Here is a 23,432-nt window from a genome sequence, read left to right as displayed (position 1 = left end):
GGCGCGTCGTAGGGCTGCGGCGGCGGGCGGCCTGGCGGGCCGCCGCCGCCCCTTGACACGCCGGAATTTCGTTCTTGCTCAAGCAAGACTTTGGCCGCGCCCGTTCTAGACGCCCCCCATTGACGCTCGCCGGGACATCCTCCATACTCGTTTAAACATCCGTTTAAAACGATCGTTTAGGAGGGTGGTCCATGAAGAAAGTGACGCGCGATGATCTCAGGCAGGCGGCGGAGCGGTTCAAGAATTGGGGCAAGTGGGGGGCTGACGACGAAATCGGGACGCTGAACTACACCCGCCCCGAGGACATCGTCCGGGCAGCGGGGCTCGTCCGGCAGGGCAAGGTCATCTCGATGGCGCTCAACTTCGACCAATACGGGCCCCAGGGGGCCAAGAGCAAGTACCCCGCCATGGGACGCATCAATCCCCTGCATCTCATGCTGCGTACCGGAACGGACGCTTATTCCGGCGTGCTCGATTCCCGCGGCATACGGGCCGCCGATGATCTGGTCGTGATGCCGCTGCAATGCGGCACGCAATGGGACGGCCTGGGCCACGTGTTCTACGAGAACTGGATGTGGAACGGCTATGACTGCCGGGAAGTGACATCCGCGGGCGCGCAGAAGGCAGGCATCGAAAAGACGAAGAACAGGATGGTGGGGCGCGGCGTGTTGTTGGATGTGGCGCGCGCCAAGGGGGTGGAACAACTCGAGGACGGGTACGCCATTACCAGCGATGACCTTGAAGAGACGGCCCGCAAGCAAGGCGTGCGAATCGGTCGGGGCGATTTCGTCATCGTCCGGACAGGGCAGATGGAGGGCAAGTTGAGGCAGGGCAGTTGGGACGGCTACCCGGGCGGCGATGCGCCGGGCTTTTCGTTCCAGACCCTGGAGTGGGTGCACGGCTCGGAGATTGCCGCGCTGGCGAGCGACACCTGGGGATGCGAGGTGCGTCCCAACGAGTCCGAGCCCGGTATCAACCAGCCCTGGCACTGGATCACGATTCCCATCATCGGCCTGACCATGGGCGAGATTTTCTACGTCGCCGACTTGGCGGCCGATTGCGCCGCCGACGGCCAATACGAGTTCCTGTTCGTGGCACCGGCGCTTCCCATTACCGGTGCCGTCGGATCTCCGACCAATCCGTTGGCAATCAAGTAACCCGCAAGGAGGCGATCTTGGCTAAGACTACCGGGGCGCAGGTCATTGCCGACATGTTCAAGGGATATGGCGTGACCCATGTATTCATGGTGCCCGCCGTATTGCGGCGAACCTTCGCCGAACTCGAGTTTCGTACCGATATTGCCCGTATCCATACGCACGGCGAAAAGTCCGCGGCATATATGGCCGACGGGTATGCGCGCGCGTCGGGCAAGCCCGGCATCTGCATGGCGCAGGTCGTCGGGGCGCTGAATCTGGCCGCGGGTTTGCGCGACGCCTGGCTCGCGCAGTCCCCCGTCATCGCGATGACGGGAGGGAGGGACCCGCGCACCAAGTTCCGCAAGCTTTACCAGGAAGTCGACGATGTTCCCGCGTTCGAACCCGTGACCAAATGGAACGCCACGGTCGATGCCCCCGAACGTATTCCCGACATGGTGCGCCAGGCTTTCCGCGCCGCCGTCACCGGTGCGCCGGGTCCGGTACATCTGCAGTTCCGCGGTAACGAGGGGCAGATCGACGCGGAGGAGGCGGAGATGGAGGCCGAGATCGACGAGCGTTGTGCTCGCGTGCCGCCGTTTCGTCCCGAACCCGAGCCGGAGCAGGTCGACCGGGTGCTGGCCTTGCTGCGGGAGGCCGCGCGGCCGATATTCGTTGTCGGGGGCGGCGTGCGCAACTCTCGCGCCCAGGCGGAGCTGCGCGCGCTGGCCGAGCAGTTGCAGATTCCGGTGGCCACATCGTTGAACGCCAAGGATGCGATCCCGGCCAACCATCCCCTCAGCGTCGGAGTGGTCGGATCGTATTCGCGGGAGAGCGCCAATCTCACGGTCAAGCGGGCCGATCTCGTGTGCTTCGTCGGTACCGAGGCGGGGGGGATGACGACCCATATCTGGCAGGTTCCGGCGCCCGGCATTGCGGCAATCCAGATCGATATCAATCCGGAAACCATCGGCCGCAACTATCCGCTGCAGGCGTCGTTGTGCGCCGATGCCCGCGCGGCGCTGACCAGGCTCATGGAGCGTGCAGGCACGCAGCCGCCGGTGAACCGGCGGGCGTGGCTGGACGAAGTCGCGGGACTCAAACACCGTTGGTACGACAAGTACCTGCCGGCGCTGACTTCCGACGCCATTCCCATCCGTCCCGAGCGAATCTGCCACGAGCTGTCGCTGCATACGCCGGACGATGCCATGGTCGTGGTCGATACCGGCCATGCGGGCATGTGGATGGGCGGCATGTTCGACCTGCGATCGGCCAGCCAAAGCTACATCCGCAGCGCCGGGCATCTGGGATGGGCGTTCCCGGCCGGCCTCGGCGCCAAATGCGCCCAGCCGGAGCGCCCGGTGATCGTCTTCACGGGCGATGCCGGCTTCTGGTACCACATCGCAGAATTGGAGACAGCGGTTCGCTGGAAGATCAATACAGTCGTCGTGGTCAACAACAACGGTGGCGGCAACCAGTCCAAGCGCGGGTTCGACCGCGTCTACGGCGGCCAGCAGACCGAAAAAGGGCGCGAGCTGTGGACCTACACCCAGGTCGACTTTGCCGAGATCGCGCGCTCGATCGGCGCGGTCGGCATTCGTGTGACGCAGCCCGCACAGTTTGCCGGGGCGCTCGAGCAGGCGCTGGCAGCAGGGCGGCCGGCAGTGATCGATGTGGTCACCGACATCGAGGTTCTGGCGCCCCCGCCGGTGGCGTAAGGCGAATGAGGGAGGTGTTGTTCCCTACACCGTCAACCGGCGACAGGAGGAGGTTTACCCGATTGGAGCGCCGCCCGCCGTAGCCAGGTCTGGCCGAGCGGGCTTCCTCGGGCGTGTAGCGGTATCCACTACGACAAGGAGGAGACGATGCATCGCATGATAAGGCGTTTGATCTTGGGTTCGGCGAGTTGTGTCACCGCTATGGGCGTCTGGGCCGCGACCCCTGACTATCCGAACAAGCCGATCAAGTTGATTGTGGCCTTTCCGACCGGTGGCCCGGCCGACGTGACCGCCCGCATCATCTCCCAGCGGGTGAGCGAGCATCTGGGCCAGGCCGTGGTAATCGAAAACCGCGGTGGCGCGGGAGGAAACATCGGCGCACAGGCGGTGGCGAAGGCGGACCCGGACGGCTATACCTATCTGGTCACCACGACGTCCTTCGCGGTGAATCCGGCACTGTTCGGCAAAGAGGCGGGCTATGACGCGGTGAAAGACTTCGTACCGGTGTCGATCATCGCCACGCAGCCCAATGCCATCGCCGTCCACAAGAGCCTCGGCATCCAGACCTTGGCGCAGTTGCGGGAGCGCGCGGGCAAAGGCAAGTTGTCCTTCGCCAGCCCCGGCGCCGGTACGACGCCTCATCTTACCGGCGAGAATCTGTTCAAGATCAAGTGGAAGGCCGACCTGACCCATGTTCCGTATCGAGGCGCCGGTCCCGCTGCTGCGGCCTTGGCCGCGGGCGAGCCGGCGGTGGGTTCGCTCGCCGTGGCGGGCATTCTTCCGTTCGTCAAGAGTGGGCGGGTCGTGCCGCTTGCGGTTTCGAGCAAGGAGCGCATCCCCACGCTGCCGGACGTGCCGACCCTTGCCGAGCTGGGGTATCCGGACATCCTCGATTACACCTGGACCGCCGTCCTTGCGCCGGCGGGAACGCCGAAGACTCGGATCGAGCGATTCGGCCGCGCCATCGATCAGAGTCTCCAGGATCCCGAGGTCAAGAACAGCCTGGCGGTGCAGGCCTTGATCCCCGTGGGTGGAACGCCGGACGAGTTCGGTACCTATCTGAAGGGTGAACTCAAACGGTGGGCGGCGATCGTCCGCGAGACCGGCGCCAAGCTGGAGCAGTAAGGCCGCGGCGGCGTCAGAAACCGTGCTCGCAGAAATCCAGGATTTCGGCCAGCGCCTGGGAAAGGTCGGTTCCCTTGCACTGCCCGCGGGAAATGATCTCGATGCGCCCCGTGTTCGAGGCCACGTAGATATAGATCCCCATGACAAAGGTCAGGCGCCAGTAGATCGACTCCGGAGGGCGGTCGGGAAAGCAGGCGCGCAAGGCATCGACGAACTTGAAGGTGGTTTCGTCGTAATAGTGCGCGCGCAGGGTTTGCTCCAGTTCCTTGGGTTCGTGGTGCAAGCGCGCCTGCAGTTTCACGAACGCCCGGCCGCCCGGTCCATCGTCGTTCGCCATGCGCAGCGGCGGGTAGACGAAGGCGTAGATGATGTCGCGCAGTTCCACCTTGCCCTGTTCGGCGCCGCGGCGCATGGCCTGTGCCAGCAGCTCCTGGCGTTCCTGCATCAGTACGCGGCAGCGCCGTTCGAACACCGCCATGAACAGGCCCTGCTTGGTCTTGAAGTGATAGTTGATGAGCGCCTGGTTGACTCCCGCCGACTGGGCGATCTGGCGAACCGAGGCGGCGGTGAAGCCGTGCTCGGCAAAAAGAAGTTCAGCCACATCGAGGAGCCGCGTCACGACCTGCGGCGTGACGTGGGGGGCGAGCTTGGAGTTGTCCACGTGAAGTTTTATCAGGCCTGAGAAGGAAGCACTATGAACCACAAGACCATTATTACCTGCGCGGTCACCGGTAACCTGACCAAGCCGGAACAGACGCCGTACCTGCCGATCAGTCCGCAGCAGATCGCTCAGGCATGCATCGAAGCCGGGCGCGCGGGCGCTGCCGTTGCCCACATACACGTGCGGGATCCGCAGACGGGCAGGCCCTCGATGGACGTCGAATTATATCGTGAGGTGATTGCGCGAATCCGCCAGCAGGACGGGGACTTGATCATCAATCTCACCACGGGTCCGGGAGGACGCTTTGTCCCGAGCGACGACGATCCCAAGGTGGCGGCGCCCGGCAGCACGCTGTGCCACCCGCTGCAGCGCGTGGAGCACGTGGCCCGGCTCAGGCCGGACATTTGCTCGCTGGACCTGAACACGATGAATTCGGGCCCCGACGTGGTCATCAATACGCCGCGCAACGTCCGGCTGATGGCGCAGGTCATCCGCGAGGCAGGGGTCAAGCCTGAACTGGAAATTTTCGATACGGGCGACCTGAACCTGGCCATCGACCTGATCAAGGACGGTACGCTGGACGGCCCCGGCCTCTACACCTTCGTCATGGGGGTCAAGTATGGATTGAACACCGACCCCGCCACGCTGCATTACATGCGCGGGCAATTGCCGCCGGGCGCAGCCTGGGCCGCCTTCGGCATCGGCCGCGCGGAGTTTCCCATCGTTGCGCAGTCGTGGCTGCTGGGAGGGCACGTGCGCGTCGGGCTGGAGGACAACATCTACCTGTCCAAGGGCGTGCTGGCCAAGAGCAATGCCGACCTCGTCGCCAAGGCGCGGCGCATCGTCGAAGACCTGGGAGGCGAAGTGGCGAGCGCCGCCGAGGCGCGGCAGATGCTGGGACTGCGGTCCCAGCCGAGCGCGTGAACGACTACGGGAGCTGCCCATGGACCATTCATTGCGATTCGCATCGCCGCAGACCTCGCGCCCCATGGCCTTCAACATGCGCTTGCTCGCTCAGCACGAGCTGGGCGGATATGGCGGCCTGGGAGAAGGCATGGCACTGCAACAGGCGCCGGACGGCCGGAGGATTCTCTGGCTCGCCCACGAATCGGCGCCGAAGAATTTCACGGGCGTGGACGTCACCGACCCGCGTCGTCCCGAAGTCGTTGTGCAGACCGAACTGCCTCATGCCCGGGTGCGGTCCAATTCCCTGGACGTCAGCGGCCATCTCATGGCGGTGGCCTACCAGGTCAATGCCGTCGGCCTCAAGCCCGCCGGTTTCGACCTGTACGACATCAGCAGGCCCGAGGCCCCACGGCTCATCAGCCATTTCGATGCGTCGGGGCCGCGTTCGCGCGGGGTGCATGCCCTGTGGTTCGTCGACGGCGAGTTCGTCCACATGGCCAGCGGCGCGGACGACTTTGTGCCGCACGATCCGCGAGACGACCAATGCTATCGGATCATCGACGTGAGAAACCCCTTCCGGCCCGTGGAGGCAGGACGCTGGTGGATGCCCGGCGTGCGGGTGGGGGACGAGGCGCCGCCGCCCGACCGGCTGCCTGCGCCGTTCGACGCCGGCATGCGCGCCCACAACACCAATGTCTACCCGCAGCGGCCGGACCGGGCCTACGTGGCGTACCTGGATGGCGGGAGCTTCATCCTCGATATTTCTGACAAGTCTCGACCCAAGGTCGTCGCGCATTGGCGCAATTCGCCGCCCGCGCACGGGTTCACCCATACCGTGCTGCCGCTGTTCGAGCGGGGCCTGATGGTCGTCAGCGACGAGTCCATCAAAGACGGCGCGGCCGATTGGCCCAAGCTGGTCTGGATTCTGGATATGCACTACGAACAGCGTCCGTTGCCGCTCTCCACGCTGCCGTTGCCCGACCCGCAAGTGTTCAGCCGTCGGGGAGGCCGCTATGGTTCGCACAACCTGCACGAGAACCTGCCCGGCCCGACCTCCTGGCGCTCGGAAGAAATCGTGGTCGGCACCTTCTTCAATGGCGGCGTCCGCGCCTTCGATATCCGCAACCCCTACCAGCCGCGCGAAATCGCTTACTTCGTGCCGTCCAGCCCCCCGTTGTCGCCCGCCGGCGCCATACAGCTCAATGACGTCTACGTCGACGAGCGGCAGCTGGTCTATACGGTGGATCGATTCTCCGGCGGCCTTTACATCCTGGAAATGACGCCATGAGCCAGCGCTGACACGTAGTCCCATCATGTACGAGGAGGAGATATCAAGATGAAGCGTATCGTCGCGCGTTCCGTATCGCTGGCCGCGGCCGTGGCGGCTGCCGCCGCGGCTGGCGCCGAGACTTTCCCTTCCCGGCCGATCAAGGTGGTCGTGCCGTTTACCGCGGGCGGCAATGCCGATACCGTGGCGCGTATTCTTACCCAGGAGCTGTCACGCCAGCTCGGACAAGGCATCGTGATCGACAACCGTGGCGGCGCGAACGGGATCATTGGCAGCGATATCGTGGCCAAGGCGCCGCCCGATGGCTACACGCTGCTTTTCACGACCGGATCGCACGCCATCAATCCTATCGTGTCGGACAAGTTGCCCTACGATACCGTCAAGGACTTCGCGCCGGTGGCGCTGGTCGGCGTCACCGGCAGCCATGTGCTCGTCGTTCCGCCGTCCAGCCCTTTCAAGACCCTGCAGCAGCTGGTCGAGGCCGGCCGCAAACCCGACTCCAAGCTGAGCTTTGGTTCGGCCGGGGTGGGCAATACCATGCATCTGGTAGGCGAGTACTTCAAGATGCTCACTGGTACGCACTTGCTGCATGTGCCTTACCGAGGGTCAGCCCCCGCGGTGAATGCATTGATGGCGGGGGAAGTGCAACTGGTCTTCCTCAATCCCGTCGGCGCCGTCGAGCAGGTCAAGCAGGGCAACCTGCGGGCGCTCGCGGTGTCGGGCGACGGCAGGCTGGCCCAGCTGCCGGATGTGCCCACGATGGCGGAGGCGGGGTTGCCGCAGTTCGACCTGAACGGGGGCTGGCAGGGCTTGTTCGCACCGGGCGGAACGCCGCTCCAGGTGATCGCCACCCTCAACGAGAAGGTCAACCAGGCCTTGAAGACTCCTGCCGTCAGCGAGCGGTTGCAAGCCATCGGGATGCAGCCGGCGGGGGGGCCGCCCCAGGCGCTGGCGGACTATGTCCGGCAGGACATGAAGAAGTTTTCCGAAATCGCCAAGGCTGCGGACATCCGGCCGCGGTGAGCCGGCCCAGGGGCGCTTCTGCCCGTATGGCGGCGAATGTCAATGCAGCGACGACAGGAATTGCCGCAGTTCGGGGGTCTGGGGGTCCCCGAACAGTTGTTCCGGGGGACCTATTTCGTGTACCCGGCCCTGGTGCATGAAAACGACACGGTCGCTGACCTTGCGGGCAAAGTTCATCTCGTGCGTCACCATCACCAGCGTCATGCCGTCGTTGGCCAGGCTTTCGACCACGCGCAATACCTCGCCTACCAGTTCCGGGTCCAGGGCCGAGGTGATTTCATCGCACAGCAGCACCGTGGGTTCCATGGCCAGCGCCCGCGCAATGGCCACCCGCTGCTGCTGGCCGCCCGACAATTGATCGGGGTAGCTTTCGAACTTGTCCCCCAAGCCTACGCGCTCGAGCAGCCTGCGCGCCTTGTCGGCGGCCGCTGCCTTGGGCAGCGACTTGACCAGCGTGGGGGCGAGCATCACGTTCGCCCCCGCAGTCAGATGAGGAAACAGGTTGAAGCTCTGGAAGATCATGCCCACGTGCTGCCGCAGGGCGCGCATGGCCCGGGGATCGCCGTGGCGCAGCGGTTGGTCTTCCACGCGCAGCGTACCGGATTGGAAGGTCTCCAACCCATTTATGCAGCGCAGGAGCGTGCTCTTGCCCGACCCGCTCTTGCCGATGACGGCCACGACTTCGCGCCGTCCGATCGCCAGGTCTATGCCTTTGAGCACTTCGTTGTCGCCGTAGCTTTTGCGCAGATCGCGAATGTCCACCAGCGCATAGGGTTCGCTTGCGGCGGGATTAGCGGTTTGCATGATCGAGTTTCCTTTCGAGCTTGCGGCTCCATGCCGAGATGGGATAGCACAGGGCGAAGTACAAGAGGCCGACGCAGCTGAAGACCAGGAAGGGCTTGAAGGTGGCGTTGGCAATCATGGAACCGGCCTTGGTTAGTTCCACGAAGCCGATCACCGAGGCCAGCGCGGTGCCTTTGACCACTTGCACCAGGAAGCCCACCGTGGGCGCGACCGCGATGCGCGCGGCCTGAGGCAGGATGACGTGGCGTAGCTGCTCGCGCAGGTTCAGGGCCAGGCTTGCCGATGCTTCCCATTGGCCAAGTGGAATGGCCTGCACGCAGCCGCGCCAGATCTCAGTCAGATAGGCACTGGTATAGAGGGTGAGGGCCAGGGTGGCGGCGAACCATGCGGACGTTTCCACTCCGAACAGAGCGATGCCGAAGTAGGCCAGGAAGAGCTGCATGAGCAGCGGAGTTCCCTGGAAGAGCTGGACGTAGGCTCCGATCGCGGTCTCTGCACCGGGCAGGCGCGCCAGCCGCGCGAAGAGCAACGCCAGGCCGAGCAGGCCGCCACCGAAGAAAGCAACCGCCGACAATGCCACCGTCCAGCGCAAGGCCAGGAGCAGGTTGCGCAGGATGTCCCAGAACGAGAAATCGACCATAGGCGCTCCTAGCGGCCGAACAGCAGGCGAGGGCCCGCCCAGTTCAGCAGCCGCCGCAGCGCAATGGCGAGCACCAGGTACAGTGCGGTGGCTACGATGAAGGCTTCGAATGCGCGGAAGTTGCGGCTCTGGATCAGGTTGGCCGCCAGCGACAGTTCTTCCGTGGAGATCTGCCCGCATACCGCGGAGCCCAGCATGACGATGATGATCTGGCTGACCAGGGCCGGCCAGACCCGGGAGAGCGCCGGCGGCACGATGACGCGGGTAAATATCTGCCAGCGGTTCAGGGCCAGGCTCTGGGCCGCTTCGATCTGTCCGCGTGGCGTGGCTTCGATGCCGGCGCGCACGATTTCGGTCGCATACGCGCCGAGGTTCAGGATCATCGCAAGCAAGCTGGCGACGATCGGGGTCATTTTCAGGCCCAGCGCCGGCAGCCCGAAGAAAATGAAGAACAATTGGACGATGAACGGCGTGTTGCGGATCAGTTCCACATAGGCGCCGGACACGGCCGACAGCCACGCCGGGCCCTGCGAGCGGGCCCAGGCGCAGGCAACGCCTACGACGCAACCCGCCACGGTCGAGACGGCGGTAAGCATCACGGTCATGAGCAGCCCGGCCGCGAGCAGCCGCCATTCGGCCAGGACCGGCAGAAAGTCGAGTTCTACGCTCAAGGGGACGTCCTAACGAGAGCCTCGCCGTTGGCCGGCGGGGCAGGGAAGAAGGCTTATTCGGGCAGCTCGCCCGCCGGGCGCTGCAGCCATTTCTGCGACAGCTTCTCCAGCGTGCCGTCCTGCTTGGCGGCCGCGATGATCTGGTTGACCCGCGTGCGCAGGCCATCCTCGCCCTTGGCGACCGCCATGAAGTTGGGCGAATCCTTGATCAGCAGCTTGTACTCCGTGTCGAGCTGCGGATTCTTCATCATGATGGTGCCCGCCACCGCGGCGCCGACGGCGATGAGCTGGGTCTGGCGCGCCACGTAGGCGGATACGGTGACGTTGTTGTCCTCGAAGCGGCGGATCTCGACTCCAGGCGGAGCGAGCTTGCTCAACTCCTGGTCTTCCATGGCGCCGCGTGTCACTGCCACGGTCTTGCCGACCAGGTCGGCCGGGGTTTTGACGGCGATGTTCTTGGGTCCGAACACTGCCTGGAAAAAGGGCGAGTAGGCGGAAGTGAAGTCGATCACTTTTTCGCGCTCGGGATTCTTTCCTAGCGTCGAAATTACCAGGTCGGCTTTGCGGGTCTGCAGATAGGGAATGCGGTTGGCGCTGGTAACGGGGATCAGTTCGGCCTTGACGCCGAGCCGGGATGCCACCAGGTTCGCCATGTCGATATCCAGGCCTTGCGGCTTGAGGTCGGGTCCGACAAAACCGTAGGGCGGGTAGTCGGTGGGAATGGCGATCTGTATGGTCTTGCGGGCCTGGATGCGGTCCAGCGCGGATTGTGCCTGGGCGGGAGCGTGGGCCAGCAGCAGGGCCGCGGCCAGGGCGGGAAACAAGGTGGAGGGCTTCATGGCGATTGTCGGAATGGATACGACTTCGCCGCAAGCGATTTCCGTACCAGGCCGGTACCTCGGCCCAAGCCGGCGCAGTGGCCGGAGCAGGTGCGACGCAGCTCGTGTGAGGTTCCCCAGAGGCCGCTGGCCGACGTTGTGTGCACTTCTTTGGTGCATCAGGTGGTGCGGCGCCTCGTCGGCCTACAGGCGCTTGATGAACACCTGACTGTTACGGCTGCGGTTGTAGTGCGCCTGCTTGTCCTTGGGCAGGTCTGCCACGCTGCCCTGGGCGAAGCCGCGTTTGATGAACCAGTGGGCGGTGCGGGTCGTCAGCACGAAGAGGCGCGTGATGCCCGCGGCGCGCGCACGGCTCTCGATGTGGCGCAGCAGCTTGTCGCCTTCGCCGGAGCCCTGCCACTGCGGATTGACGGTAAGGGCGGCCATTTCGGCCATCTTTTCCTCGGGATAGGTGTAGAGCGCCGCACAGCCGTAGATGACGCCATCGTGTTCGGCCACCGAGAATTTCTCGACGTCGCGCTCGATGCTGCCGCGGCCGCGGCGCACCAGCGTGCCGTCCACTTCCAGCGGTTCGATCAGGTGCAGGATGGCGCCGACGTCGTCGATCGTGGCGGGACGCAGGTCGTCCAGCGTGTCTTCCACCACCATGGTTCCCACGCCGTCGTGAGTGAAGACTTCCAGCAGCACGCCGCCATCGAGATCGTAGGGGACGAGATGGGCGCGGGCCACGCCTTGCTTGACCGCACGCGACGCATGCTTGAGGACGACCGCGGTGCCAGGGTCGAGGTCGCCTTGGGCAAGCAGGGCGTCGGCATCCTCCCGCGCAAGCTCGGCATCGACGTTGCCGTCCTTGTCGCGGATCACCGGCGTGTCGGTCAGGAAGATCAGCTTTTCGGCACGCAGGGCAACCGCTACCGCGGTGGCCAGGTCTTCCATGGACAGGTTGAAGGCCTCGCCGGTGGGGGAGAAGCCCAGCGGCGACAGCAGCACGATGGACCCATGGTCCAGCGCCAACCGCAGCGCCTCGGCGTCCACTTTGCGTACCTGGCCGGTATGGCGGAAATCGACGCCGTCGATGACGCCGACCGGCCGGGCCGTAATGAAATTGCCCGAGACGACCCGGATGTGCGAATGGGACATGGGCGTGTTGGGCAGGCCCTGGCTGAACGCGGCTTCGATATCGAGGCGGATTTCGCCGGCCGCTTCCTTGGCGCATTCGAGCGCCGCGGCGTCGGTGATCTGCAAGCCGCGGTCGAATTGGAACGAAATGCCTTTGAGCCGCAGCTGCTCGTTGACCTGGGGCCGGGAACCATGGACCAGTACCAGCCGTATGCCCAGCGCGCTGAGCAGGGAAAGATCCTGGATCAGCACGTTGAGCGAGCCGGCCTGGACCAGTTCGCCGCCGAAGGCCACCACGAAGATCTTGCCGCGGAACGCGTGTACGTAGGGCGCGACCTCGCGAAACCACTGCACGAACCGGGCGTGCAAATCGGGTGCGGCAGGGTCGGGGGCGGGAGGTTGGGCGGCAGCGTTCATCCCAAAATTATAATGACGGGTTAAACCAAGTTCTTCTCATGGTCGCACAATCCCGCAAGAATGTGCCTTTGGCACGACGGCGCAATCCGGTTCCGTCCATTACCTACCCCGAAGATCTGCCCGTCAGCGGCCGGCGCGAGGAAATCGCGCGCGCCCTTGCCAGGCACCAGGTGATCATCGTAAGTGGCGAAACCGGTTCCGGCAAAACCACGCAATTGCCCAAGATCTGCCTGGAGGCCGGCCGGGGCGCGGCCGGCATGATCGGCCACACCCAGCCACGCCGCCTGGCCGCGACCTCGGTGGCGCGCCGCATTGCCGAGGAACTCGGCACGCCGCTGGGCGAGGTGGTCGGCTACCAGGTGCGCTTCAACGACCGGACGGCGCCCGGTGCGTCGGTCAAGCTGATGACCGACGGCATCCTGCTGGCGGAGTCGCAGCGCGATCCCTGGTTGCGCGCCTACGACACGCTTATCATCGACGAGGCCCACGAGCGCAGCCTGAACATCGATTTCCTGCTGGGGTACCTGCGCCAGCTGCTGCCGCGCCGGCCCGACCTCAAGCTGATCATTACCTCGGCCACGATCGATGCCGAACGCTTTGCGCGCCATTTCTCCACGCCGGGCGAGCCGGAAGTGCCGGTCATCAATGTCTCGGGCCGCCTTTATCCGGTCGAGGTGCGGTACCGGCCGGTCGACACGCGAGGCATGCAGGCCAGTGATGCCGACGAATCGCCGGGGCGCAAGCCGGAGCGCCCGCGGGACAAGGAAAACCTGTCCCGCGACGAAGAGCGCGACCTGATCGATGCCATTGTGGATGCGGTGGACGAGTGTGCCCGCCATGGCCCGGGCGACGTCCTGGTCTTCCTGCCGGGCGAGCGCGAGATCCGCGAGGCGGCCGAGGCCCTGCGCAAGCACCATCCCCCCGGCACCGAAGTGCTGCCGCTGTTCGCGCGCCTTTCGCAGGCCGAGCAGGAGCGGGTGTTTCATCCCAAGGGCAGCGGCCGGCGCGTGGTACTGGCGACCAACGTTGCCGAGACCTCGCTGACGGTACCGGGTATACGGTTCGTGGTCGACACCGGCCTGGTGCGGATGAAGCGGTATTCGTGGCGCAACAAGGTCGAACAGCTGCGTATCGAGCCCGTCAGCCAGGCCTCGGCCAACCAGCGGGCGGGGCGCTGCGGCCGGATCGGACCGGGCGTCTGCATCCGCCTGTACGAAGAAACGGATTACGCGGCGCGGCCGCCTTTCACGGATCCCGAGATCCTGCGTTCGTCGCTGGCCAGCGTCATTTTGCGGATGAAGTCGCTCAAGCTGGCCGACATCGAGCAGTTTCCTTTCGTGGAAGCGCCGCCCGGGCGGGCCATTGCCGACGGCTATCACTTGCTGCAGGAACTGGGCGCGATCGACGAGGACAACGCGCTTACTCCCGTCGGCCGCGAGCTGGCCCGCCTGCCGGTGGATCCGCGTATCGGCCGCATGATCCTGGCTGCGCGAGACCATGCCTGCCTGAGCGAGGTGCTGATCATCGCCGCTGCGCTGTCCGTCCAGGACCCCAGGGACCGGCCGCTCGATGCCCAGGAAGCGGCTGACCAGGCGCATGCCCGGTTCGCCGACGAGCGTTCCGAATTCATGTCGTTCCTGAAACTGTGGAAGTGGTTCAACGAGGCCGTCGAGCACAAGCAGTCGCAGCGCAAGCTGGTGGAGAACCTGCGCCAGAACTTTCTTTCGCCGGTCCGCATGCGTGAATGGCGCGATGTCCACTCGCAGCTGGCGTCCGTCGTGGGCGAGCATGGGTGGCGGCTGAACCAGGCCGAGGCTACCGTCGAGCAGATCCACCTGGCCCTGCTTTCCGGGCTGCTGGGCAATATCGGATACAAGTCCGACGAGGAGGCCCAGTACCTCGGGGCGCGCGGCATACGCTTCTTCATCCACCCCGGGTCGCGCCTGGCCAAGAAGGCCGGGCGCTGGGTGATGGCCGCCGAGCTGGTCGAGACTTCGCGCTTGTTCGCCCGCTGTGTGGCCCGTATCGATCCGACCTGGGTGGAGCGCGTCGGCAGCCATTTACTGCGCAAGAACTGGTCCGATCCGCGCTGGGAAAAGAAAGAAGGACGCGTGGTGGCCAACGAACGCGCCACCTTATATGGATTGACGGTGTATGCCGGCCGCAGGGTGGACTATGGCCGTATCGATGCCGCCCACGCCCGGGAGCTGTTCATCCGCCAGGCGCTGGTGCCAGGCGAACTGGACAGCAAGCTGCCGTTCATCGCGCACAATCGCAAGCTCGTGGCCGATATCGAGAAGCTCGAACATAAATCGCGGCGGCCCGACATCCTGGTCGACGAGGAGCTGATCTATGCCTTCTACGATAGGCAGGTCCCCACGGACGTGAACAGGCTGGTGACCCTGGAGAAGTGGTATCGCGACGCCGGCACGGCGGCGGGCGGCAAGTTGCTCTTCCTGTCGCGCGACGAGCTGATGCGGCACGAAGCGGCCGGCGTGACCACCGAGGTGTTCCCGAAGAAGTTGTCCATGCACGGCATAGACATGGCGCTCGATTATCACTTCGAGCCGGGGTCGCCGCGCGACGGGGTCACGCTATCGGTGCCGCTGTTCGCGCTCAACCAGCTCGATCCTGCCCGCTGCGAATGGCTGGTGCCGGGCATGCTGAAGGAGAAGGTCCATCTGTTGCTCAAGTCGCTGCCCCAGAAGCTGCGCCGGCATTGCGTGCCGCTGCCCGAGTACGCGGCGGGGTTCTACGACCGATGGTTCGATCGGGCGCAGAGCCCCGACCGGAGCTTGGTCGATGCCTTGATTGCCGACGTCAGAGAGCGGACCGGCGCGCAACTGGCACCAACCGACTTCAAACAGGAAACGCTGCCGCCCCACCTGTTCATGAACTTCCGTGTCGTGGACGAACACGGCCGCATGCTCGACATGAACCGCAACCTGGCCCATCTGAAGGCCGAACTGGGACGCGAGGCGCAAGCCACGTTCCAGCAGGTGGCCGCCCGTGACAAGGACGTGGCGCAGGCCCTGGCGCACGAGAACCTGACCGACTGGACGTTCGGGCCCTTGCCGGAGCTGATGGAAATCAAGCGCGGCGGGTTGTCCGTCATCGGCTACCCTGCGCTGGTGGATCGCGGTTCGCATTGCGACCTGGACGTGTTCGACGATCCCGACGAGGCCGCGCGGCATCATCGCGCCGGGCTGCTGCGCCTGTTCCGCCTGCAGTTGAAGGAACAGGTCAAGTTCCTGGAAAAGAACCTCAACGGTTTGACCCAGATGAGCATGTTGTACATGCCATTGGGCGCGCAGGAGGAGTTGCGCGACCAGATCATCGATGCCGCCCTCGCGCAGGCATGCCTGTCGGATCCATGGCCTGCCGACGCCGAAGCGTTCGCCCAGCGGCGTGCGGAGGGCAAGGGCAGGGTAGGGCTGCTGGCTCAGGAAATCGCCCGCCTGGTCGGGACGGTATTGAGCGAATGGGCCGCCGCCCAGCGCAAGCTGCCCCAGGCCCGCCCCCACGCTGCCGCCCACGCCGACATGGAGCAGCAGATGCGGGCGCTCATGGGCAAGTGGTTCGTGCGCGACACGCCGTTTGCGCAGCTCGGCCACTTTCCCCGGTATTTCAAGGCGGCCCAGGCCCGTATCGACAAACTGCGCGCCGACCCGGCCCGAGACGCCCGCCTGCAGGCCGACCTCGCACCGCTGCTCGTCCTCTACCAGCGTGCCCGCGCGGCTCGCAAGGGCGTGTCCGATCCCAAACTGGACGAATTCCGCTGGATGCTGGAAGAGCTTCGTGTCGCACTGTTCGCCCAAGAGCTGCGCACCCCCATGCCGGTTTCGGTCAAGCGCCTGCAAAAGGCCTGGACCGCCATCGGGGGGTAAGGTCCGCGACGCGCTTTGGCGCGTGGGAGGCTAGATCAGTGCCCGGCGCAGCGCGGGCGCTCCCGGGAGATTGGGGGCCGGGCTGTCGGTCTCGAGGGTCATGAGCAGGCGCTCCAGGTGGCCGATATGCGGCAGCATGGGGCCGTAGAACAGCGTTTGCTGGCCATCCTGGACCAGCAGGGTGGGGAAGTCCTCGATGTCTTCGTCATCCAGCAGGTCCGGGTGCTCCTCGACGTCCACCCATAGGAATACGTGGTCGGGAAAGCGGTCGGACAGTTCTTCGAACTTGGGCTGGTATTCGCGGCAGGTGCCGCACCAGGCGGCGCACAGGCAGGCCACCAGCATGATCTTGGGGTCGTCGAGGCGGTGCGCCAGATCGGTGGCGCCGGAGTCGGGAAGATAAACGGCCATGGTGCCTATTGCGGAACGTTTCTGTAGTCATTATGCCTGTGCCTTGCGTCATACTTGCAACTCGTGTCCTCTTGCCGGAGATCCCATGAATGCTTCCCCCGCCGCCACAGGGCCCGCCAGCGCAGGCCTGGAAGGCGTGGCCCTGGCTTTCGGACGGGCGCTGGTGTCCCAGTTCCGTCCTCCCATGCTGCTTGCGCTGCTGCTGCCCTTCGCGGTCGCCTTGGCCGGCGCCATCATCCTGGTATGGCTGTTCTGGACACCGCTGACCGAGTGGCTGCAAGCCACCTTGTTTTCCTGGTCCGTGGTGGACCAACTCGACAGCATGCTGGTGGCCGTGGGTATCGCGTCCCTCAAGTTATGGCTGATTCCCGTAGTCGCCACGCTCATATTGCTGCCGCTCTCGGGCATCCTGGGCCTGGTGGTGGCGGCGGTGCTGATCATGCCGCTGGTGCTGCGCCACCTGGACCGGCGCGACTATCCCGGCCTGGCCCGCCGCGGCCGCGACGCTACGCTTACCAGCGTCTGGAACGCGCTCTGGGTCACGACGGTGTTCGTGCTGGGCTGGTTGTTCACGATGCCGCTGTGGCTGCTGCCGCCACTGGCCATCCTATTGCCCATCGCCTGGTGGATGTTCGCCTTTACGCGGATGCTGCGGCTCGATTCCATGGTAGAACATGCATCGCCGGACGAGCGCAGGATACTGCTGGCGCGTCATAATCGCGGCTATTGGACGCTCGGGCTGATTTGCGCCCTGGTCAACCTGCTGCCCCCGGCCTGGTTCCTGCTGCCCGTCTTCTCGGCCCTGCTGTTTTCGCATTTTTCCCTAGAGGCGCTGCGCCGCCTGCGCAGTGGAACGACACCATGAGCATCGACTCCCAAGCATCGCGCCGCATCGGCCTCATCATCATCGGTGACGAAATCCTTTCCGGCCGCAGACAGGACGGCCATTTTGCCAAGGTCGTCGAGCTGCTGGGCGCGCGGGGCCTGCGCCTGTCGTGGGCGCAGTTCCTGGGCGACGACCGCGACGCGCTCACCGAGGCATTGCGCCGCAGTTTTGCCAGTGGCGACATTGTGTTTTCGTGCGGAGGCATAGGCGCGACTCCCGATGACCATACGCGGCAGGCCGCTGCGGCGGCGCTGGGCGTGCCGCTGGCGTTGCACGACGAGGCGCGGGCGTTGATTACCGAGCGCTGCGCCGAAACGGCCGCGCAGGGACAGGGGAGCGCCGACATGAGTACACCGGACAACCAGCGCCGGCTGCAGATGGGCGAGTTTCCGCAGGGCAGCGAAATCGTGCCGAATCCCTATAACAAGATCCCCGGGTTTTTCATCCGCGACCATACTTTCGTACCGGGTTTCCCCGTCATGGCATGGCCCATGATCGAATGGACCCTGGATCATCGCTATGCGCACCTGCATCACGCGGTGCCGCACGTGGAGCTGTCCTTCAAGGTATTCGAGCTGGCCGAGTCCGCCATCGCGCCGGTCATGGAGGCCATCGAGCAGCGCTGGCCCGGGATCAAGGCGTTCAGCCTTCCCAGCATGGGGGCGGGCAAGCGCCGTCACATCGAGTTGGGCGTCAAAGGCGATCCGGCCACCGCCGCTGATGCGTTGACTTGCCTGCGGGACGAGGCGCAGAGGCTCGGTGGGGTATTCAACGCTGCCGAATAGCCGTTCTACGTCGACCTATTCCAGCGTGATACCGGCCGCCTTGATGACGTCGCCCCAAGTCTTCAGGTCGGCCTGTATGGTCTGCGCGAATTCCTCAGGCGTGCCGGCGCGCGGTTCCGACAGATTCAATGTGCGGAAGCGTTCCATCATCTCGGGGCCGCGCAGGATGCCGTTCAATTCCCGGTTCAGCCGCCGCACGATGTCGGCCGGCATGCCTGCCGGGCCGAACACGCCATACCAGACGTCGGCATCGAACCGCACGCCCTGTTCGTTCATCGTGGGTACCTCGGGCGTGGCCATGCCGCGGCGCGACCCGCTCACAGCAAACGCCCGCATTTTTCTGGCGCGGATCAGCGGCAGCGACGAGCTGCCGTCGGCGAGTCCGACCTTCAGGCGCCCGGCCTGCATGTCCACGAGTATCGGCGGAATCGATTTATAGGGAATGTGGCGGATCGCGATGCCCGTTTGCATCTTGAGGCTTTCCATGACGATGTGCCCGCCCGATCCGTTGCCCCAGGAACCGTAGTCGAGTTCATCAGGGCGCTTTTTTACATAGTCGACGAATTCCCGCAGGTCGTGCACAGGCAAGTCGGCCGATACCAGCAAGTACACGCCACCCCCGCCGAATTGCGAGATGGCGGTGAAATCGTTCACGCTATGTGGCATCTGCGGCTGCAGGAAGGTGTTGGCGACGAGGGCGGTGGTGAAGGTGAACAGCAAGGTATGGCCGTCCGCAGGCGCCTTGGCGACGACTTCGCCGCCGATCAGCCCTGTCGCGCCGGGCCGGTTCTCTACCACGACGCGCTGACCGAGGCGCGCGCCCAATCGGTCCGCCAGGCTGCGGCCAATGCCGTCGAAGCCGCTGCCCGGCGCGGAAGGCACCACGAGCCTGATCGGCCTCGAGGGCCAGGACCGTGCATCGGCCGCGGATGCGTCATCCTGGCCGGCCATGCCCGCCAGCACCACCCAGGCAATCCAGACTGCTTTACTCATTGCACCGCTCCCGAGGGGGACGGCAGGGACGCCGCGCCGTCATGGTCTTATATTATTGTTTTAAGTGAATATTATAAGTACGATATTTTCGTATAGGAAGCTGCCGCAGCCCGCGGTGCGCATCGTGGAGCCGTAGATGAACGAACCGATCTGGAACCAGTATTTAAGCCAGGAAGAGAAGGAAATTTTTGCAGGGTGCGGCTGGGGGGCCCGGGCGGGATTCGGCAAACGGCCGGCCTTGGCCGTGATCGATGTGAGCTATGGGTTCTGCGGGGAAAAGGACCAGCCTGTGGCAGTGTCGCAGCAGAAGTGGCCTCTGGCCTGCGGCCCTGGCGCCTGGGAGGCCGTGGGCCATATCAAGCGGCTGGTAGACAAGGCGCATCAAGCGGGGGTGCCGGTTTTCTACACCACCGGCGAGAGGCGCCCCGACCGCTGGGACGCCGGATCATGGGCGTGGAAGAACTCCCGCATCCGCCAGTGGGGCGTGGAGCCTGCCAATCGCGATCATCACAAGATCGTCGAGGAGATCGCGCCGGCGCCCCAGGACGTGGTCATCATCAAACAGAAGCCCTCGGGCTTCTTCGGCACCAACCTGGCGAGCTTCATGACGCTGCTGGGCTGCGACAGCCTGATCGTTACCGGCACGACGACCTCGGGCTGCATCCGGGCCACCGTGCTGGACGGATTCAGCATGAACTACCGGATGGTGGTGGCCGAGGAGGCCTGCTTCGACCGTTTTCCGGTGTCCCACGCGATCAACCTGTTCGACATGAACTGCAAATACGCCGACGTGCTGAAGACTAACGAGATTCTCGAGTATTTCGATACTCTGCCGGCAGGACTGTTCGACCTGCCGCAAGGACGAGCCTAGGCGCGCGCCGGCGCGGACGTGGGGCAAAAAAAGCGCGCCTCGAGGGCGCGCTTGGCATTGGGCCGTCCGCCAGGAGCGCGGCTCAGGCGGCCGCGGCGGTCCTGCGGGTGCGAGCCGATTTGCTGGAATCGGCGGCGGCCTTGAATGTGGCATTGGCCGCGGCGGTGAGGTTGGACTCGGCCATTTCGGCGGCCTGCTTGGCAGCCTTGGTGACGGATTCGTAGGCCGAGGTCGCGGTGGCCAGCGAGGACTTCAGCATGGCCAGGGCGCTTTCCGAGCCGGCAGGCGCATTCTTGGCCAGTTGCTCGACCGCCTCGGAGATCTGGCGGTGCTGTTCGGCGATTTGAGCTTCGCCCAGGCGCGCGAACTCGGTCTGCATGCCGGCGACGATGTCATAGATGTGCTTGCTGTAGGCCAGTGCCTTGTCGGGGCTGGGTTGGGCCAGGGAGGAAACGAAGGCCAGCGCTTCCTGGCCGTCCTTCAGTTCGAAGGCTTCTTGCGCCTTGAGGGAGGCTTCCTCGAAGGTAGCCTTGGTGACTTTCAAATGCAGATCGACCAGTTTTTCGAAACCGGCGAAAGCTGTGTTCTGGACGGCGAGCAGTGCGTCGAAGGCGGCTTTTTGCGAGGCCAGGGCGCGTTCAGGGGTGGCAAACATGGTGACTCCTTGTGGGCTTTCTACGAGGCGACCGGAAACCAGGGAGTTCGCCCCACCAGCCCGATCCTGGTGCACGCGCACAGCCAGGGAGAAATAAGCTTTGCTGCGTTGCACAAAACGTATTTTAAGGGGGGATGAAGGAAAGTCAAGAGCCTTTGGCGAAAATCGGCATGGCTGGCGGAATATCGAGGCAAGATGCTGATTTGTAAGCATTTTTTAGGCGCGAGGGCCGCGGGCGATAGGCGGAAGCGGCCGCTGGTGCCAACCCCCGCGTGCAGCGCGGCGTGCTGCGTTGCGCCATTCAATTTGGGGGACACGACACGGCCCCATGCCGCTCCGTAATGGTGCGAGGCGTCGCGGGCCGCTACACTGCTGCGGATCCTGTCCAAAGGCATGTCCGTGGGTTCATCGCTGCCTTCCCGCATGATTTCCCCCTTTTTCGTCGTTATTTGGAGCACCGGTTTCGTCGTGGCCCGGTATGGGCTTCCCTATGCCGAGCCCTTGACCTTCCTGGTGCTGCGCTTTGCCGGTGTACTGGCGGCTGTCGGGCCGGTGTGCCTGGCCGCAGGCACGGGGTGGCCGGGCTGGCGGCAAGCGGCGCATGTGTCCGTTGCCGGCGTGCTGTTGCAGGCAGGTTACCTGGGAGGGGTCTGGATCGCGATCCACCAGGGCATGGGCGCCGGGCTGGCCGCTTTGGTGGTGGGGCTGCAGCCCCTGCTGACGGCCGTGGCGGGCCGCTGGCTGGGAGAAGTCGTGACGCCGCGGCAATGGACAGGCCTCGTACTCGGCGTGGTCGGCGTGGGGCTCGTCGTCGAAAATCGCCTCGGCACGGCAGGCCTGACGCTGCAGTCGCTCGGCTTTGCGCTGGCGGCGCTCGTCTCCATTACCGCCGGCACGTTGTACCAGCGCAGATTTTGCCCCCGCGTCGATCTGCGGGCCGGTTTGTTGCTGCAGTTCGGTGCGTCGCTGGTAGTCGTGCTGCCTGCCGCCATGGTGTTCGAGACCATGCGCATCCAGTGGACCTGGACGTTTGTCGGAGCGTGGGCGTGGTCCGTGTTCGCGTTGTCGATAGGGGCGATCTGCCTGCTGTTCCTGCTTATCCGGCGCGGCGCCGCCACGCGGGTGGCCAGCCTCATGTATCTGACGCCCGCGGTGACTGCGTTGATGGCCTGGGCCGCGTTCGGCGAGCCGCTTACGCCGGCCATGCTGGGAGGCATGGCGCTGTCGGCTTTTGCGGTGGCCTGGGCTCAGGGGAAACGATAGGCCGATTCCCAGTGGCGATGCGGTTGCGATCCCTTACACTTCCTTCACCGCCAAGGGAGTCGTGCTCCCTAGCGCATTTTAACGAGGCAGGAGATAACGATGGGCATCCATAAAGCAGTGTCCGTGGTGGTCGGGGGCGCGGCTCTGGCCGGCGCCGCCGTGCTTGGTCCTTCGCAGGCCGTCGCGCAGGCTTATCCGACCCGTCCGGTCACGATGATCGTCCCGTTTGCCGCTGGCGGACCGACCGACGTCGTGGCGCGTTCGCTGGCCGAGGCCATGCGCAAGTCGCTTGGTCAAACCGTAGTGGTGGAGAACGTCGGCGGCGCCGGCGGCACCATCGGCACCGCCCGTGTGGCACGGGCTCCCAACGACGGCTACACCGTGCTGCTCATGCACATCGGCTTTTCCACGGCGCCGGCCCTGTACCGCAAGCTGAGCTACGACCAGGCGAACGATTTCCTGCCGATCGGACTCACGGTCGACGTGCCGATGACCATGATCGCGCGTGAGAATTTCCCGGCGAACAACATCAAGGACTTCCTCTCCTACGTGAAGACCAATGCCGACAAGCTGTCCATGGCCAATGCCGGGATCGGGTCGGCCTCGCATCTTTGCGGCTTGATGTTCATGAGCACGATAGGTGCCGAATTCCAGACCATTCCCTACAAGGGAACCGCGCCGGCGATGAACGACCTGTTGGGCAAGCAGGTCGATTTCATGTGCGACCAGACCACCAACACCACCGGTCAGATCAAGGCGGGGAAGGTGAAGGCCTACGCCGTGACGAGTATGGAGCGCGTGCCCAGCCTTCCCGATCTTCCGACCTTGAATGAATCGGGATTGAAGAACTTCTCGGTCGGCATCTGGCACGGCATGTGGGCGCCCAAGGGTACCTCGCCGGAGATCATCGCCAAGCTTCAAAGCTCGTTGAAGGCCGGGCTCGACGACCCTGCGTTCAAGCAGCGCATGGCCGAACTGGGCGCCATCGTTCTCGGCGACAAGGCAACCCCGGCCGCACTTGATCAGCTGGTCAAGTCTGAAACGGCCAAGTGGGGCGCGGTCATCAAAAAGGCCGGCATCTACGCCGACTGAGCGCGGGGCTGCACCAGCCGAGGCGGCCACCTGCGCCAGCGGGTCGCCGCTTTTTTTGCAGCTTTTGCATCCTGCCCGCCGGGCTGGTCTGCCCGCGGCCGGGATGGCGTGTAGTTTTTGCCTTGGCTTTAATTAATAACTTAAAAAAGAGGGGCTAAGTTGTTCATTTAACAGGCCGTTGAAAAAGTGGGCATCGAACGCATCAGGGACGCTGTTTTCGAAGAAACGAGTGGCCCAGACGCGTC

Annotated in this window: 21 protein-coding genes; 12 read left to right on the top strand and 9 right to left on the bottom strand. The window is 64.7% G+C overall.

Translation table 11 applies throughout. The annotated features are described in order from the left end of the window. Positions 1–191 precede the first annotated feature (191 nt). From QHC78_RS15865 to QHC78_RS15855, 3 genes are all read left to right on the top strand, one after another. Positions 192–1,157 (top strand): cyclase family protein, encoded by a 966-nt coding sequence (locus QHC78_RS15865; protein WP_319746217.1) that lies wholly within the window; start codon positions 192–194, stop codon positions 1,155–1,157. Positions 1,158–1,174: 17 nt separating this feature from the next. Continuing rightward, positions 1,175–2,851, top strand: coding sequence for a thiamine pyrophosphate-binding protein (locus tag QHC78_RS15860; RefSeq protein ID WP_319746215.1), 1,677 nt, complete (start codon positions 1,175–1,177; stop codon positions 2,849–2,851). 147 nt (positions 2,852–2,998) lie between these two features. Further along, entirely contained in the window at positions 2,999–3,976 is a 978-nt protein-coding gene (locus QHC78_RS15855; RefSeq protein ID WP_319746213.1) for a Bug family tripartite tricarboxylate transporter substrate binding protein, read from the top strand. A 13-nt stretch (positions 3,977–3,989) separates the two neighbouring features. On the opposite strand, the gene QHC78_RS15850 is transcribed toward QHC78_RS15855, so the two are convergent. Next, a complete protein-coding gene (locus QHC78_RS15850) occupies positions 3,990–4,637 on the bottom strand; it encodes a TetR/AcrR family transcriptional regulator (protein WP_319746211.1) in 648 nt (215 codons plus the stop codon). Between the two features lie 33 nt (positions 4,638–4,670). On the opposite strand from QHC78_RS15850, the gene QHC78_RS15845 reads away from it, so the two are divergent. The 3 genes from QHC78_RS15845 to QHC78_RS15835 are packed head-to-tail and all read left to right on the top strand — an operon-like array spanning position 4,671 to position 7,854. Continuing rightward, positions 4,671–5,561: a beta-keto acid cleavage family enzyme gene (locus QHC78_RS15845; protein ID WP_319746209.1), complete on the top strand. Its 891-nt coding sequence runs from the start codon at positions 4,671–4,673 to the stop codon at positions 5,559–5,561. Between the two features lie 19 nt (positions 5,562–5,580). Further along, a complete protein-coding gene (locus QHC78_RS15840) occupies positions 5,581–6,831 on the top strand; it encodes an LVIVD repeat-containing protein (protein WP_319746207.1) in 1,251 nt (416 codons plus the stop codon). A gap of 48 nt (positions 6,832–6,879) precedes the next feature. Further along, entirely contained in the window at positions 6,880–7,854 is a 975-nt protein-coding gene (locus QHC78_RS15835; RefSeq protein WP_319746205.1) for a Bug family tripartite tricarboxylate transporter substrate binding protein, read from the top strand. Positions 7,855–7,893: 39 nt separating this feature from the next. Here QHC78_RS15835 and QHC78_RS15830 read toward each other — a convergent pair whose 3' ends face one another. The 5 genes from QHC78_RS15830 to argA all read right to left on the bottom strand — a co-directional run bounded on the left by QHC78_RS15830 (position 7,894) and on the right by argA (position 12,344). Further along, positions 7,894–8,658 carry an amino acid ABC transporter ATP-binding protein gene (locus QHC78_RS15830; protein WP_319746204.1) on the bottom strand — a complete coding sequence of 255 codons (765 nt, stop codon included), beginning with the start codon at positions 8,656–8,658 and terminating at the stop codon, positions 7,894–7,896. Further along, positions 8,645–9,298 carry an amino acid ABC transporter permease gene (locus QHC78_RS15825; protein WP_319746202.1) on the bottom strand — a complete coding sequence of 218 codons (654 nt, stop codon included), beginning with the start codon at positions 9,296–9,298 and terminating at the stop codon, positions 8,645–8,647. The genes QHC78_RS15830 and QHC78_RS15825 overlap by 14 nt, the downstream gene beginning before the upstream one ends. An 8-nt stretch (positions 9,299–9,306) precedes the next feature. After that, entirely contained in the window at positions 9,307–9,969 is a 663-nt protein-coding gene (locus QHC78_RS15820; protein ID WP_319746201.1) for an amino acid ABC transporter permease, read from the bottom strand. 53 nt (positions 9,970–10,022) lie between these two features. Continuing rightward, complete coding sequence (locus tag QHC78_RS15815; protein WP_319746199.1) at positions 10,023–10,808, bottom strand: transporter substrate-binding domain-containing protein; 786 nt, start codon at positions 10,806–10,808, stop codon at positions 10,023–10,025. Between the two features lie 183 nt (positions 10,809–10,991). Continuing rightward, positions 10,992–12,344: an amino-acid N-acetyltransferase gene (argA, locus tag QHC78_RS15810; protein WP_319746198.1), complete on the bottom strand. Its 1,353-nt coding sequence runs from the start codon at positions 12,342–12,344 to the stop codon at positions 10,992–10,994. Between argA and hrpA the strand changes: the two genes are divergently transcribed. Beyond that, positions 12,302–16,231: an ATP-dependent RNA helicase HrpA gene (hrpA, locus tag QHC78_RS15805; protein WP_413816476.1), complete on the top strand. Its 3,930-nt coding sequence runs from the start codon at positions 12,302–12,304 to the stop codon at positions 16,229–16,231. The genes argA and hrpA overlap by 43 nt on opposite strands. A 30-nt stretch (positions 16,232–16,261) precedes the next feature. On the opposite strand, the gene QHC78_RS15800 is transcribed toward hrpA, so the two are convergent. Continuing rightward, positions 16,262–16,642, bottom strand: coding sequence for a thioredoxin family protein (locus tag QHC78_RS15800; protein WP_413816475.1), 381 nt, complete (start codon positions 16,640–16,642; stop codon positions 16,262–16,264). 85 nt (positions 16,643–16,727) lie between these two features. Here QHC78_RS15800 and QHC78_RS15795 point away from each other — a divergent pair, with 85 nt between their 5' ends. After that, positions 16,728–17,507 (top strand): EI24 domain-containing protein, encoded by a 780-nt coding sequence (locus QHC78_RS15795; RefSeq protein WP_319746195.1) that lies wholly within the window; start codon positions 16,728–16,730, stop codon positions 17,505–17,507. After that, positions 17,504–18,313 carry a competence/damage-inducible protein A gene (locus tag QHC78_RS15790; protein ID WP_413816474.1) on the top strand — a complete coding sequence of 270 codons (810 nt, stop codon included), beginning with the start codon at positions 17,504–17,506 and terminating at the stop codon, positions 18,311–18,313. The genes QHC78_RS15795 and QHC78_RS15790 overlap by 4 nt, the downstream gene beginning before the upstream one ends. A gap of 15 nt (positions 18,314–18,328) precedes the next feature. Here QHC78_RS15790 and QHC78_RS15785 read toward each other — a convergent pair whose 3' ends face one another. After that, the gene (locus QHC78_RS15785; protein ID WP_319746194.1) at positions 18,329–19,306 is read right to left on the bottom strand and encodes a Bug family tripartite tricarboxylate transporter substrate binding protein; all 978 of its coding nucleotides are present in this window, start codon (positions 19,304–19,306) and stop codon (positions 18,329–18,331) included. Between the two features lie 136 nt (positions 19,307–19,442). On the opposite strand from QHC78_RS15785, the gene QHC78_RS15780 reads away from it, so the two are divergent. Beyond that, on the top strand, positions 19,443–20,177 hold the full coding sequence (locus tag QHC78_RS15780) for an isochorismatase family protein (RefSeq protein WP_319746192.1): 735 nt from the start codon (positions 19,443–19,445) through the stop codon (positions 20,175–20,177). An 82-nt stretch (positions 20,178–20,259) separates the two neighbouring features. Here QHC78_RS15780 and QHC78_RS15775 read toward each other — a convergent pair whose 3' ends face one another. Beyond that, complete coding sequence (locus QHC78_RS15775; protein ID WP_319746190.1) at positions 20,260–20,832, bottom strand: phasin family protein; 573 nt, start codon at positions 20,830–20,832, stop codon at positions 20,260–20,262. Positions 20,833–21,255: 423 nt separating this feature from the next. Here QHC78_RS15775 and QHC78_RS15770 point away from each other — a divergent pair, with 423 nt between their 5' ends. Then, positions 21,256–22,095 carry a DMT family transporter gene (locus QHC78_RS15770; protein WP_319746189.1) on the top strand — a complete coding sequence of 280 codons (840 nt, stop codon included), beginning with the start codon at positions 21,256–21,258 and terminating at the stop codon, positions 22,093–22,095. 99 nt (positions 22,096–22,194) lie between these two features. Then, positions 22,195–23,187, top strand: a complete 993-nt coding sequence (locus QHC78_RS15765) for a tripartite tricarboxylate transporter substrate binding protein BugD (protein WP_319746187.1) — start codon at positions 22,195–22,197, stop codon at positions 23,185–23,187. Positions 23,188–23,432 lie beyond the last annotated feature (245 nt).

Source organism: Pigmentiphaga sp., from assembly GCF_033795525.1.
GTDB lineage: Bacteria > Pseudomonadota > Gammaproteobacteria > Burkholderiales > Burkholderiaceae_B > Pigmentiphaga.
This window is presented reverse-complemented; position numbering and strand designations above follow the sequence as displayed.

Coding starts and splice junctions, on each gene's coding strand:
- QHC78_RS15855 (WP_319746213.1), top strand. CDS start 2,999: ATGCATCGCATGATAAGGCGTTTGATCTTGGGTTCGGCGAGTTGTGTC.
- QHC78_RS15765 (WP_319746187.1), top strand. CDS start 22,195: ATGGGCATCCATAAAGCAGTGTCCGTGGTGGTCGGGGGCGCGGCTCTG.
- QHC78_RS15825 (WP_319746202.1), bottom strand. CDS start 9,298: ATGGTCGATTTCTCGTTCTGGGACATCCTGCGCAACCTGCTCCTGGCC.
- QHC78_RS15815 (WP_319746199.1), bottom strand. CDS start 10,808: ATGAAGCCCTCCACCTTGTTTCCCGCCCTGGCCGCGGCCCTGCTGCTG.
- QHC78_RS15790 (WP_413816474.1), top strand. CDS start 17,504: ATGAGCATCGACTCCCAAGCATCGCGCCGCATCGGCCTCATCATCATC.
- QHC78_RS15785 (WP_319746194.1), bottom strand. CDS start 19,306: ATGAGTAAAGCAGTCTGGATTGCCTGGGTGGTGCTGGCGGGCATGGCC.
- QHC78_RS15775 (WP_319746190.1), bottom strand. CDS start 20,832: ATGTTTGCCACCCCTGAACGCGCCCTGGCCTCGCAAAAAGCCGCCTTC.
- QHC78_RS15770 (WP_319746189.1), top strand. CDS start 21,256: ATGATTTCCCCCTTTTTCGTCGTTATTTGGAGCACCGGTTTCGTCGTG.
- QHC78_RS15800 (WP_413816475.1), bottom strand. CDS start 16,642: ATGGCCGTTTATCTTCCCGACTCCGGCGCCACCGATCTGGCGCACCGC.
- QHC78_RS15840 (WP_319746207.1), top strand. CDS start 5,581: ATGGACCATTCATTGCGATTCGCATCGCCGCAGACCTCGCGCCCCATG.
- QHC78_RS15795 (WP_319746195.1), top strand. CDS start 16,728: ATGAATGCTTCCCCCGCCGCCACAGGGCCCGCCAGCGCAGGCCTGGAA.
- QHC78_RS15830 (WP_319746204.1), bottom strand. CDS start 8,658: ATGCAAACCGCTAATCCCGCCGCAAGCGAACCCTATGCGCTGGTGGAC.
- QHC78_RS15845 (WP_319746209.1), top strand. CDS start 4,671: ATGAACCACAAGACCATTATTACCTGCGCGGTCACCGGTAACCTGACC.
- QHC78_RS15780 (WP_319746192.1), top strand. CDS start 19,443: ATGAACGAACCGATCTGGAACCAGTATTTAAGCCAGGAAGAGAAGGAA.
- argA (WP_319746198.1), bottom strand. CDS start 12,344: ATGAACGCTGCCGCCCAACCTCCCGCCCCCGACCCTGCCGCACCCGAT.
- QHC78_RS15865 (WP_319746217.1), top strand. CDS start 192: ATGAAGAAAGTGACGCGCGATGATCTCAGGCAGGCGGCGGAGCGGTTC.
- QHC78_RS15835 (WP_319746205.1), top strand. CDS start 6,880: ATGAAGCGTATCGTCGCGCGTTCCGTATCGCTGGCCGCGGCCGTGGCG.